Annotated in this window: 13 protein-coding genes; 1 reads left to right on the plus strand and 12 read right to left on the minus strand. The window is 38.2% G+C overall.

What is annotated here, in order from left to right; all coding sequences use genetic code 11:
* Window positions 1-54 precede the first annotated feature (54 nt).
* From F5613_RS01070 to F5613_RS01100, 7 genes are all read right to left on the minus strand, one after another.
* Window positions 55-522, minus strand: a complete 468-nt coding sequence (locus F5613_RS01070; protein WP_079683282.1) for an outer membrane beta-barrel protein — start codon at window positions 520-522, stop codon at window positions 55-57.
* Between the two features lie 53 nt (window positions 523-575).
* Window positions 576-2,213, minus strand: a complete 1,638-nt coding sequence (locus F5613_RS01075; RefSeq protein ID WP_179398341.1) for a dipeptidase — start codon at window positions 2,211-2,213, stop codon at window positions 576-578.
* Between the two features lie 10 nt (window positions 2,214-2,223).
* On the minus strand, window positions 2,224-3,630 hold the full coding sequence (nhaD, locus tag F5613_RS01080) for a sodium:proton antiporter NhaD (RefSeq protein ID WP_179398342.1): 1,407 nt from the start codon (window positions 3,628-3,630) through the stop codon (window positions 2,224-2,226).
* 97 nt (window positions 3,631-3,727) lie between these two features.
* Complete coding sequence (gene nfo, locus F5613_RS01085; protein WP_179398343.1) at window positions 3,728-4,567, minus strand: deoxyribonuclease IV; 840 nt, start codon at window positions 4,565-4,567, stop codon at window positions 3,728-3,730.
* A gap of 3 nt (window positions 4,568-4,570) precedes the next feature.
* Window positions 4,571-5,284, minus strand: a complete 714-nt coding sequence (locus F5613_RS01090; protein WP_079683202.1) for an SIMPL domain-containing protein — start codon at window positions 5,282-5,284, stop codon at window positions 4,571-4,573.
* A 211-nt stretch (window positions 5,285-5,495) separates the two neighbouring features.
* Window positions 5,496-6,035 (minus strand): pyruvoyl-dependent arginine decarboxylase, encoded by a 540-nt coding sequence (locus F5613_RS01095; RefSeq protein WP_068186632.1) that lies wholly within the window; start codon window positions 6,033-6,035, stop codon window positions 5,496-5,498.
* A 180-nt stretch (window positions 6,036-6,215) separates the two neighbouring features.
* Window positions 6,216-6,860, minus strand: a complete 645-nt coding sequence (locus tag F5613_RS01100) for a hypothetical protein (protein WP_179398344.1) — start codon at window positions 6,858-6,860, stop codon at window positions 6,216-6,218.
* A gap of 263 nt (window positions 6,861-7,123) precedes the next feature.
* Here F5613_RS01100 and F5613_RS01105 point away from each other — a divergent pair, with 263 nt between their 5' ends.
* Window positions 7,124-7,699, plus strand: coding sequence for a superoxide dismutase (locus F5613_RS01105; RefSeq protein ID WP_176134042.1), 576 nt, complete (start codon window positions 7,124-7,126; stop codon window positions 7,697-7,699).
* Between the two features lie 512 nt (window positions 7,700-8,211).
* Here the strand turns inward: F5613_RS01105 and F5613_RS01110 are convergent.
* The 5 genes from F5613_RS01110 to F5613_RS01130 form a co-directional block, all read right to left on the minus strand.
* Window positions 8,212-9,324, minus strand: coding sequence for a universal stress protein (locus F5613_RS01110; protein WP_179398345.1), 1,113 nt, complete (start codon window positions 9,322-9,324; stop codon window positions 8,212-8,214).
* Window positions 9,325-9,428: 104 nt separating this feature from the next.
* Entirely contained in the window at window positions 9,429-9,707 is a 279-nt protein-coding gene (locus tag F5613_RS01115) for a DNA-binding protein (protein WP_079683094.1), read from the minus strand.
* 138 nt (window positions 9,708-9,845) lie between these two features.
* Window positions 9,846-10,541, minus strand: coding sequence for a phosphatase PAP2 family protein (locus F5613_RS01120; RefSeq protein WP_179398346.1), 696 nt, complete (start codon window positions 10,539-10,541; stop codon window positions 9,846-9,848).
* An 18-nt stretch (window positions 10,542-10,559) separates the two neighbouring features.
* Complete coding sequence (locus F5613_RS01125; protein WP_079683096.1) at window positions 10,560-11,327, minus strand: tetratricopeptide repeat protein; 768 nt, start codon at window positions 11,325-11,327, stop codon at window positions 10,560-10,562.
* 5 nt (window positions 11,328-11,332) lie between these two features.
* Window positions 11,333-13,156: a BatD family protein gene (locus tag F5613_RS01130; RefSeq protein ID WP_179398347.1), complete on the minus strand. Its 1,824-nt coding sequence runs from the start codon at window positions 13,154-13,156 to the stop codon at window positions 11,333-11,335.
* Window positions 13,157-13,183 lie beyond the last annotated feature (27 nt).

Here is a 13,183-nt window from a genome sequence, read left to right on the forward strand (position 1 = left end):
AAAGGGCGCTCCAACAAGAGCGCCCTTTTTATTGGGTAAAATAAGTCAAAAACACTAAAAATTATAGGCTATCCGAACGGCAGCCATAGCTTGATCGAAATCTTGTATCAAATTATACTTCATCTCCAAGCCAACAGTTAAATCTCTGGAAGCATATACTTCTCCACCAAGACCGATGTTGACACCAAGACGGGTTGCATCCCAATCGCGGCCAGCTTCCCAAAATGAAAGGCTGACTCCACCTAAAGGATAAAAACCGAATGAAGGATCTAATTTAACAACATAGTGAGCATTAAAATCAAGCGCCCATGCACTTAATCCACCATGCTTCATCAAATGCGTTAAAGAAGGAGCGATACGCACATCATCTGACACATTGTAGCGATAATCAATTCCTACTGTCGTATTATCGGAATCAAGCGCATAACCCACACTCAAACCTACCGAAGAGGCTCCTTGTTGAGCAAAAACACCACCCACCGTCATTACAGCAAACAGAAACACTAAAACTACTTTTTTCATACTCATCTTTTTTAAAAGTTTTACCCAATATTAAAAACACTATTTATATAACCTTATTTTACTTTCAATCGTTCACCGGCACTGTTAACAATGCTGCGATAGTAAGTCTCGTCGTAACCTGGGAAATTGGGAGAAGCAGATAAGCCATAGCCATTTTGCATGAATTTTCCGTTCACCTCTTTTTTCACGTTACCATCTATATACTTCACAACCAAATATTCACCCAATTGTTTCCAACGAGCGGTACTACGGTTCGCTTCGGTTGTACTATACCATGTAAGAAACTTTACAGCCTCCTCCGGATTCTTTGCATACATATCTGCAGCAGCCTTATCAATTGACGGTTGCATAGCTTCGAATCCAAGTTCCAATTCTTTCTGAACAGGCTTGATATCTTCAATCATGAAACTGTACTTGCTGTAAGCCATATTTGCTACCCAGTTATGAATCCAGAAAGCGGAAGTCCAGGAGAAGGTCATCATATCGCCGTTACCCACCCGGAAACATTCCGGAGTTTCTTTGATTGAGCCATACATAGGCGTAAAAACAGCTGTTGCGGCATCATCCACACCAAACCAAAGCACCCCTCCTATTGCATCCGGCAACCAATTACGTAATTGAGCACATAGAACGAAACCAGTCTGCTGAGTTGCGATGGCACGCTCATTTACATACTCCTGACCGTCAACTTTAAAAGTCATAGGTCTCCAACGATATGGCACTTTATATGGGCCCATACCGGCATCATTCGTCATACAGAATTCTGTTCCTTCATAATGATCTCGCATTCCGTTCTTTACATCCTGCAAGGTAAGTTTTCTATCTGCTTTAACATACAAAGGCATTGGTTTATCAGATTCTCCCTTCAAAAATGGAAGATAAGCATCCAAGCTCTTATCATATTTACGCATAAAAGCCCAAACACGAGCCTCACAGCCTCTTAATGCACTAAAATCATAGGGACAATAAGCTTTCGTAAAGCTGAAATCTTTATCTTTTCCATTGAAGTATCCTTTTTCTCTTGCAAAAGAAACTACATCCGGAGAATACATACAGTTTTCTTTGTCGTCGAATGGAATCTGGTGAATCCGGGATTGGTTGGCATGAGCCGAGATACAGTCGTCCGGGATACGGATAGCAACCCACACAGCTCCTTTATTACCTACACCTTTACCGATCATTTCCATAATCCAGGCTTCGTTCTTATCGGCAATAGAAAAAGACTCGCCGCTGCTGTAATATCCGTGTTCTTTTACAAGTGAAGTCATGATATGAATTGCCTCGCGTGCCGATTTAGCCCGTTGAAGCGCAACATATATTAAACTTCCGTAGTCCATTATACCGGTTGAATCTTCCAACTCCGGACGTCCACCGAAAGTACTTTCGGTTATTGCGACTTGGTGTTCATTCATATTTCCAACCACATTATAGGTTTCTTCAACCTGGGGAATTTTTCCTAATGGCTTGTTGGAATCCCATTCGCGAATTTCCAACATGGATCCTTTAGGCCACTTCGCAGCCGGCCAATGATACAACTCACCATATAGGTTATGCGAATCGGCAGCATAAGTAATCATTACGGAGCCATCAGCCGAGGCTTTTTTCCCTACTAAGAAACTGGTACAAGCATCAGACGTTGTAGCAGTTAAAAGGGCTGCGCATGCAGCCAGAACCATCCATTTTCTTTTCATTATATAATCATTAAATAAAAAACAATATATACGTTCCTGCACCACAAAGATAGCCGATTAACGCAAGAATAGAAAAACGTTTTGTATAGTACATAAAATCTATTTTTTCAAGTCCCATAACGGTAACTCCGGTAGCAGAACCGATAATCAAGATACTACCTCCTGTTACGGCACAATAAGATAAAAATGTCCAGAAATCTCCATCGCAGATGAATGACATCAAGTAGGGAGTCAATTCACTTGTTTGTTGTACAACGGGGTACATACCTATTGTTGCCGCAACAAGGGCTACGTTATCCACTCCGGAAGACAGAAGACCTATCAAAAAGCTAATCAGCAACGGCTCGTGCACATGCTGATCCAGATAAGCAGACATCAGCCCCAGTTGTCCGGAAGTCTCCAAAGCTCCTACTGACATCAGTATCCCAAGGAAAAAGAATACGGTAGAAAGATCAATATTAGGAAGTAAACTGGAAATACGAAGCTTATCTGTCTCCTCCATCTGATTTAATCGGCTATACATGATGTCTGTATAAAACCAAAGTATAACCAATCCCAACAATACACCTAAGAAAGGAGGTAAGCCGGTTAACATCTGAAACACAGGAACAAGGGCAAGAGATAGAACGCCGATAATAAATATTGTACGTCTTGAGCGAATAGGAATTTGAGGATACTCGTCTTTTTCTTCTACGCTTTTAAGTCTTAATATTGCGCCCTTTTTAAACAGCCAAAAGTGGGCAATAGTAAGTGGAACCAGCATATTTATCAAAGCAGGAATGAATAGGTGCGTAATTTGATGACTAGCTGTAATATTCTTACCTACCCATAATAAGATGGTTGTTACATCACCGATTGGAGACCAGGATCCTCCTGCATTAGCAGCAATAATTACCATGCATGCATACTTTAATCTATCTGTCCTGTCAGGGACCAACTTCCTTAATACAGCAAGCAGCACAATGGCAGCTGCCAGATTATCAAGAAGTGCTGAGAAGAAAAAGGCTGAAAAACTGATAGTCCATAATAATCTTCGTTTATGAGTAGTGGTGAGATAACTTGTCATCGATTTAAAACCACCATGTTTGTCTACAATGTCTACAATCAACATTGAACACATTACGAAGAACAGTGTTTCAGAAACATTTCCTAAATGATAAACAATAGATCGGTTCGTAATAAAATCAATAAACTGATCTGTGATTGGTTTTAAAGCTATCTCCGGATTTTTAGTAAGAAATTCCTGAAACAACGGACTATTTCTCTCAACAAAAATTGAATAGGCATCGTACATCAGAATCATCCATAAGGATATGGCCATAAACAAAGCTACTGCCGCTTTATTAATTTTAATCTTATCCTCCAACGCAATGAGCAGAATCCCTGAAACAAAGATTATAGGCATTAAAATAAACATAGAATATCCTTATTTAAGTTTCTTTTTATCAATAACTATAGCTTTCGGCAATTCAAGATGAAAAACCGAATAAAATATCGAAATTACAGAGGAGAAATTATAACAATCCGTATAAGTAACTAATCTCTTCCGCCCAGATTGTCTCGTCCGGAGTTTCAAGAATCATAGGGATATTATCAAAACGCGGGTCATTCATCAGCATTTTGAAAGTTGTTAATCCCATTAAACCCTTCCCGATGCTATCATGACGATCCACCTTAGACGCTAAGTCCTTTTTTGAATCATTAATATGCATACCTCTAAGATATGAAAATCCAATTATTTTATCGAATTTATCAAAAGTATCAATAAATCCTTCGGTTGTTTTAATGTCGTATCCTGCAGCCAAAGTATGGGCAGTATCGATACAAACGCCTACTCTGCTCTTATCTTCGACCCGATCAATTATATGGGCTATCTGTTCGAAAGTATGACCTAAATTGGTTCCTTGTCCGGCTGTATTCTCAATAACAGCAGTAACACCGCTGGTCTGATTTAAAGCTTCATTTATTGACTCTGCGATACGATCCAGGCAATCGTCGATCGGGAATGCGTTAAGATGGCTCCCCGGATGAAAATTCAACCGATCTAATCCCAGTTGTTCACAACGCTGCATCTCGTCCAAAAAAGCTTCTCTCGATTTAGCCAACCCTTCGGCTTCAGGATGGCCCAGGTTTATAAGATAGCTATCGTGAGGTAAGATTTGGGAAGGAAGATATCCGTACGCTGCACATCTCTCTTTAAAAAGGTCGATACTGCGGGAAGTTAAAGGAGATGACTTCCACTGACGTTGATTTCTTGTAAAAAGGGCAAATGCTTTTGCCCCTATCTCGTGTGCATTTAGCGGTGCATTTTCTACACCGCCAGATGCACTTACATGTGCTCCAATATATTTCATCTTTTAGTCTTTTAAATAATAATCGACAGTCGTTACCACCCTTACACTTTTAATATACGGAGTGTTGGCATCTCTGTCTGAAATTGTAAATTGTCCCTGATTGGCTGTGCGAATCTTGCCCAGTTCGCTATCCGAATCCGCAGCAAACTTTTCGGCAGATGCCCTTGCATTTTTAGTGGCTTCCTCAATCATTTGAGGCTTAATATCATTCAGTCCTGTAAAAAGAAACTGGGTGGAGAATCTATAATCGCCGCCAGTAATTGCAATTCCTTGTTTAAGCAGGTCACTTTGTCTGATCATGAGTCCCCTTACCAAATCTACCTTGCTTGAGGATACGGTAAGTACGCAAGTAACGTTGTAACGATAAGCAACATTTTCATTGGTATAGCGTTCGGCCTTCATATCTATAATTTCGGGAGCTGCAACTGATACCTCGGTCGAATCAATGCCATTAGTGCTCAGAAAATCTTTAATTGCCTTAGTTTGATTCTCCATTGTAACATACAATGCCGGCAGATCATTACCGATATTTTTAAACATTAGCGGCCAAATAACATGATTTGCTTTAACTTCCATCTCAGCTAATCCTTTAACAGAAACTACCCGTTCCTTATCTTTGAATCCATCAATTGCCGATTTAATACATAATCCCAATAAAACTAATCCAACGGCAACCAGTAATCCGGCAATTGCCATTCCTTTCGATTTGTCTTCCATTATTCTTAAGATTTGAAAAAGTTAATAAGATAATCAATCTATATGATTCATCACTAAAACAAGTCTGCAAAAAAGAAAGTTTATTATTATAAAAAATAAGCTATACTATAGCATATAGTTGCAAAGGAAATAAAACATTACCATCTGAACAAAAAAAGCTGCACTTTTTTATGAGTGCAGCTTTGTATTGATATTTATTATGCTTCGTGTTTTATTCCTTTATCACGGGTTGAAGAAAATCAACAAAGCAAAGAGCAGCTAACGCTGTTCCATATCTTTTTTCGATGGTTATACCTTCAGTAATAAAGTTTAGTTCACCTAAGTAATACTTACCGTAAGTTTTCTGATGCAAGTCGTTGATAACGCGAATCAATCTTGATTCAAGCTCTTCAATACGATAGCGGCCACTAACTTCACAAACCAAAGCACCTAACTTCTCATCAAAGTTTTCATCTTTGTACATCCAGGCATAAACAACACCTGCAGAAACAAACTCATCCTGATATCCGTGAGATACAGCCATGATGGTTTTCATTTCCGAACCAAATGGAGGAAGATCAATTTCGTCCATGGTTACCAAATGAGCAGTTGCAGGTATAACAGACGAATACGTCATGATATTAAAGTCTGAGATACCGGCATCATAAAGAGCCATGTGGTAAGAACCTGCATGCTTTTCAAGATCAGACTCCCCACTTCCCTTTGTAATAAAAAAGGTGTTTGGAATTAAATTACCAACTTTCTTAACCATCTACAAAATACTTTTTTACTTATTAATAAATGCTTTGAGCCTGCAAAAATAGGAACTTCTTTCCGATAAAACACATTTAAATCCTGAAAAAAACATGTCCGGGCTCAATAATTTAATTTTTGACCAGCAATAATGTGTGAAGAGTATCTTAAAATCTGATTTTAGTAACGATTCTGCACATTACTTCTCAACTTTGGCATGAATAGTACGAACACTGAAAACCTCGTCGTAGGCAATATTGCCGTTGCCTTCCTTCAATATTATCTCAAAATCGGCTAATCCGGTTTTAAGTGTAGGTAAAGCAGTAACTGCAACTGAATATCGAACCGACTCATCAGAATCAATTCTGCCGATTGGTACGGGATCTGATAAAACCAACTCTCCTGCCCCATTCTTCTTATTAAGAACTGCCCTCACATCAATTGCGGGAACAGCAGACTCATTAACAATAACGAAGGTAATCTTGCAAAGTTCGCCGGCATCTATGCCTTCATTATTATTTTCATCTTCCAGAATTATTTCGGTAACGACCAGCTTTGCTCTCTCCTGAAGAGGCATCTCTTGTATCCTATTCCTGTTTCGGGAAGTATTATCTTCAGCTACGACCATTACTCCTGCAGCGGTTCCAACAATAGACCCGATAGATGAACCTACAAAAGCTCCGTGCCTTCCACCCATACTTTCTCCAATAAACAACCCGGCAACACTACCGATGGCATTTCCGGTGTTAGCTGCAAAAATTGTTCTTGATGTTTGATCCATGGTCGCACAAGCAGAAAACAATAAAAGCGAAAAGAATAGAAAGAATGCAAACAACTTGTTCATACTTACTTATACTTTCAGATTTATACTTCAAAGATACGTACCATCTCTTAATTTAACAACAGAAGCACGTTAAAAGACAATAGACTGTCTACAAAAAACATTAACAATTCAATATTTTTTACTCAACTAACCGAACAAAACTGCGACATGCCATGTTGTAACTATAAAACAATTAAAACATATTAGCTATGCTTACACTATGTCTTAGCTTACTGTTGCTAATTTCACCCAATAGTCAAATAACAGATAAAAACGAAAAAGTTATGAAATTTGAATTAGTATCATTGCCTTACGCCACCGATGCGTTGGCACCTGTAATTGGTAAAGCTACCATTGAATTCCATCATGGTAAGCACCTACTGGCTTATGTAAACAATTTAAACAACCTTATCCCCGGAACAAAATTTGAAAATGCGGATCTTGAGACAATCGTAAAAGAATCGGATGGCGCTATTTTCAACAACGCAGGTCAGGTGTTAAACCATAATCTCTACTTTACACAATTTTCTCCTAAGGGAGGCGGAAAACCCAGCGGTGCGTTAGCAAAAGCTATTGACGACCAGTGGGGTTCTTTCGAAGAATTCCAAAAAGAATTTGTTAATGGCGGCGTAACACAGTTTGGTTCAGGCTGGGTATGGCTTGCAAAAGATAAAGATGGAAAACTATTCATCACAAAGGAATCTAATGCAGGTAACCCTGTAACAAAAGGTCTTACTCCTATTTTGGGATTCGACGTATGGGAACACTCTTACTATTTGGATTATCAAAACCGCCGTGCCGACCACCTGGCCGAACTTTGGAAAATTGTTGATTGGAGTGTTGTTGAGAAAAGATATTAATTTTATATTTGCAACAATATTAAATCCTTCCTCACAGCTTACAATTTGAGGACGGGAGGTTTCTCCCGGAAAAGAGCTACTCATTAGTTGGGTAGCTCTTTTTATTTAGATTTTTCACTTAAGAGATCTATTCTTTTCAATACGAAGAGGTATTCGTTTGACATATGTTGAACGCAAAGTCAACAGCTGTCTACTTTGCGTTCAACATATGACAAACGCAAGATACACAATTGACAAACGAATAGTTTATAGTTATAAAAGAAATAGTTTCCCGTTTACTAAGGAATAGTTTATGGCATGATCTGCTCTAAATGCCTACCTTTTTTAAATAGTACAACAGCATCAGCAATAGATTATAAGTAAATCTTTTCTATCGGTCCGTGTATTTGTATTTATGCCTGCAACCAGAAAGAAGAAGTCCGTATATGACTTCACAGCGATATACGGACAAACAAATAACAAACTCTACTTATATGAAAAAACAAATACATTAAAACTCTAGTTACTTACAGTTATGAATGTAATACCATCATAGGTGTATCTGTGTGAAATAACATCTTCCTTGCGATACTCGGATTAAACATTCTGGCAAAAATACCCCTGCGATGTGTGCTAAATGCAATGAGATCAATACTTTTATCTCTTACAAATTTTTCGATTGCCAAAAGTAAATCACCATCATCAAGCACAGTATGGTTTATCTTTGCATCCGGATATTGTTTCTTAAAGTATTCACGTATTCCGGACAATCTTATTTCGTTCCATTCATCCTTGCTTGTTGATATATTAAAAATATGAATCTGTATATCGAAATCCTTGAATAATTCCATAAACTTGTCAAATACAATCAAATCGCGCTGATCAAAAGAGGTTGAAAAAGCTACATTTTTAACATCACTCAAACTGTTGAACGGTACATTTTCGGGTATTGCAAGAACAGGAACCTTACTTATCTCGATCACTTCGCCGGTAACGCTACCTATTAAGTCCAAATCTTTTTGACTTTTACCTCTTGTACCCATAACAACCAACGTTGGATTATACTCTTTACAAAAGGCTACTATTTCTTCTTCCGGCAGACCTTCCCGCAGTGCATTCGAAAAGTTTACATAGGGTAATTCTCCGGAATCCATTTTCTTTTTAAGTAAATTGCAAATATTAGCCATGTCATCCTGGACTCTCTTCAGCAAATGCTGTACGGTATCGTCGTCATTTATCTGATAGGCCAACGTATCTCCAAGAGGTATAGCCGAGGGGAAATAAGGGGTGAAATAAGCATGCAGAATCATCACTTCGGCACCAACCTTGTGTGCATAATTAATACCTATTTCGCAAGCGGCAATCGAATAATCCGAGAAGTCCACAGGAATCAGCACTTTCTTTGTCTTTGGTCCGGATTCAACATTGACATCCTCTTCAGCAAAAAACTTACTATCCTCAATTATTCTGAGAGCATGGGGTAGATCACTTTCTTTAATTCTCACACGTACTCCGGCTGATACAACCGGTTGAATAAGGTTTACATTGTGTATATAAACATCAATACCCTCTGTTTCAAGCATCGTTTTTAAAATCTGAGCTTTTTCGAACGTGTGGATAGCTAATGTTACTAACTTATCTTCCATACTTATGGTTTTTTATATAAAACAACAAGTTCCTTTTAAAGGTTTAAAAAAAAATCCCAGTGCCTTTAGTTATGCATTGGGATTTTAAGCGTTGAAAATTTCCTTTACGCTTCGGGCGCTACCGCTTTCTTCCCAATCTTTTCGTTGAGAATTTGCAATGCGCGCTCCAAAACTGTTGTGTCGTCAAGAATTACTAATCCACCATCTGGTCCGGGCTCTATGTGTACCCCACAACTCTTTCCATCCTTAAAATTATGTCCTCCGAAATAATTCCGAACGGTTTCTACTGATAAACCCAACTCATCGGCAATACGATGAGTGCTACCATCAGGCAGGCTGTCTTTGATTTTACGTAGCTCGTTAAATGTGATTGTCTTCGTCATGGTATTCCTTTTTTGAAGGTTAATACTTGTGTTAAAATTCATGCCTCTAACTTAGCCATTATAAACATACTAAACAAATTATTTCACACAAATAATGTTTATTTTCACATGCTTTACGGCATCATTTAATCACTCCGTCTATCGTAGTATTGTAACCAGAGGTTTTGTTAGAATCAATATAAGTAAAACTGAAATAAGTATTGAATAGACAATCAATCTTTTCTCTTTTAAGCTATAGATAGTATCTGGCGCATTTGTTGGGAAATAGGCTTTCAAACCGGTATTCCGTACATATAAGTACAACTTGTATACAACATATCCAAAAAAGACTCCGGCAAACATACCACATACTACATCCGAAATAAAATGTACTCCCAGATATATCCGGGTATATGCTGTAAGCACCGACCAGGAAAAGATAGTCCACGTAAACATCTTATTTCTTAAAAGTAAAGACATAAACATGGCAAAGCCGAATGCATTGGCTGCATGACTCGATATAAAGCCGTAAAGACCACTTCTGTAATCAAAAACAATCTTTACCTGATCCATAAAATCGGGATGATGCGTGGGGCGATACCGCGCAAAAATGGGCTTGCAAAAATGAGAAGCAAATTGATCGCATAAGGTAATCACTAAAGCAATGGATACAAGTATGAGAATCGATTCTCTCCAATTCTTCTTATATACCAGTACAAACAATATAAAAGCTGCCAACGGCAGCCAGACAACTTTCCCGGAATATAGCCACATAAAGCTATCCAGAAATGTTGAATCGCTGCCGTTGAGGAAGAAAAATAAATCTCGTTCAAATAATAACTCTTTTTCGAGCATGAGGCATTGGATGTTAAATTAAATAGCAACAATATCTTTGGTAAGCATCCAACCCACATTCCCATTTTCAAGTTCGATTTCACTCCATTCTCCCAACTTGCTTTTTACCGTAACTTTTGTTCCTTCATGTAGAATAAACAAATCAGTTCCACTGGAATCCGGCGAGCTCTTTATAGTAACTGTCGGGACAAAGATGATGGCATCGTTCCGGTTGTTTAGTTTGCTTTGCTGATTACTTGCAAAAATGTTGGCAAGAATAACAATAACTAATAAAACGATACTTAAATAGAATGCAATTTTTTTCAAGCGTATCCATCGAGAGAAGAAATACATAAACAAACTGAAAATAAATAACAGAAAGGTCGTAATACCTAATTTAGCCCACGAATCGGCAGATCCCATATTCTGAACCGACTGAAACCAAGTAACTATAAACAGCTCGCCTACGGGTTCTATTTTGTCGACCGACTTAAGTTTCGCCATTTGAAGATTAAAACGAATGTCTCCATCTCCGGGATCCAGCAGTAATGCCCGTTCGTAATTCAAGATAGCCGGAGCGATTTTGTCCACCCGGTAATATGAATTGCCAAGATTATAATATATTTCGGCAGACTCACCGTTTGTCTTTAAAATGTTTTCATACAGTTCGATTGCTTTATCAAACTCACCTTTCGAAAAAGCAACTTCAGCCTCTTTTACTGTCGAATCTTGAGCAAACAGATTTCCATAAAAGCATAGGAACAACAATAAAAGCCCATATTTTTTAATATATCCGATTATTTCCATTTTAGTTACTTTTTGATTGTGTTTTCCATTTTTCCAATTGCATCGGCTGTTAGTTCGTACAGATTATCCATCGCATCCGAACTTTGAGCTGGAGCATAACGTGCAAATTCACATGTATTCAAAATACGCATAAACTCATTAATCAAAGATTCGTCAACGCCATATTTAATTAATTCTGCTTCAACATTATCTTTTGTAAGATTAGATTGAGGAATATTCAATTTATCACTTAAATATCCCCACAAAGCACGTAAAACCTCTTCATAAAATGCTTCTTTATCATTTGCTTTTAAAAGTTTACCTGCATTCTTTAAGCGTTTAACAGCCATCTTATTCGCTTTCTTGGTGCGAACCAGAGCAATATTGGCATTTTCTTTTACTTGCTTACGGTAGATAAAGAAAAATACGACAAATAATATTGACGGAATTAAGTAACATAGCACGTAAATAAAAGAGCCAAAGAATACGTCATCTTTTGAAACAAATCTAACATCGTTGATTTTAAGATATCTGATATCCTGACCAATATATTTCAAGCTTTCTTTTTCACCAAAATTGTTTATAACCGGCGAAGCTGCATTACCATCTCCCTTTTCAACGTGAAGCTTGTACGGACCGGCTTTCAGCGTTTTATAGGATAGAGATTTTGTATCGAAATAAGAAAACTCTATGGCAGGAATTTCAAAGTCACCCGCATATCTTGGAATAGCATAGTATTCGATAGTCTTACTTCCAGAAACTCCGGCAGCAGTTGTTTTAATATCCGTTTCAACTTTTGGATCATAAATTTCAAAGTCATTCGGGAAAACAACCTCAGGATTCTTGATGAGTTTAACATTTCCGTTTCCTGTCAGTTTAAGTTTTATCGTAACAGCCTCATTTGCTTTAACCCTATCGGAATTGATGGAAGCATTCATGCTAAAGTTCCCAACTGCACCAGAAAATGAAGCAGGCTTGCCTGCTGGCAATGGTTTTACTGTAACCGAAGCTGGAGAAGATGTAATCACCTTCTTAACATCTTGATAAGAATCAAAGAAATCATCAAATATGCTACGCACCTTTTGTTGGGTCCTCACTCTTACAACAGCATCGAATTTACCCGCAGGGATAGTTAGTTTTCCAGAACGCTGCGGATATAAAACGGTTTGCTTCAAAACTACTGTACGGTAGTTTCTGCCATTGTAATTTTCAAGTCCCCACTGTTTTTGTTCGGGTAATTCTACTTCTTGTGCCAGGAAACCTTCAAACTCGGGGAATTTTACTCCGGTCAGACCACAGTCATAAAGAGAATACAACTTAAATGTTACAACAAAACCTTGTTGTTCGTATACATTGCGATCATCTACCAACATTTTAACAAAGAGGCCATCGCTTGTAATTGCCTGAGAGCTTGGTTGCGATGAGGATGCTCCTTCTGATGATGAATTTCCTGATCCGGCAGCAGCTTTATCCGGAGGCAAAACCTTTATCGATAAAGCGTTAGAAACATAGTTTGCTCCATTTACTTTAATGGTAGCCGGTGCAATATTGAATGTACCTACTTTTTTGGGCATCAAAATATAGGTATAAGTAATCGTTGTTTCACTCGTACTCTGACCATTAACCCAAGACGAGCTGTACGATTTAGATTGTGAGGGGCCCATCAGAACCTCAAAATCAGGCATTTCCTGCACTCTCAAATCCTTCGCTTCAGCATTGACCGTAAAAGACAACCTGAACTGTTCACCCATAACAATCGCATTAGGAGCCGAAGCTGTAAATTTTACATCAGCAGCTTCAGACACTAACACAAAAAGGAGAAGCGAAAATAAGAAAACTAATTTTCTCATTATAATATATTTTTTCTGTTTTTTATC

This window comes from Macellibacteroides fermentans (genome assembly GCF_013409575.1).
GTDB lineage: Bacteria > Bacteroidota > Bacteroidia > Bacteroidales > Tannerellaceae > Macellibacteroides > Macellibacteroides fermentans.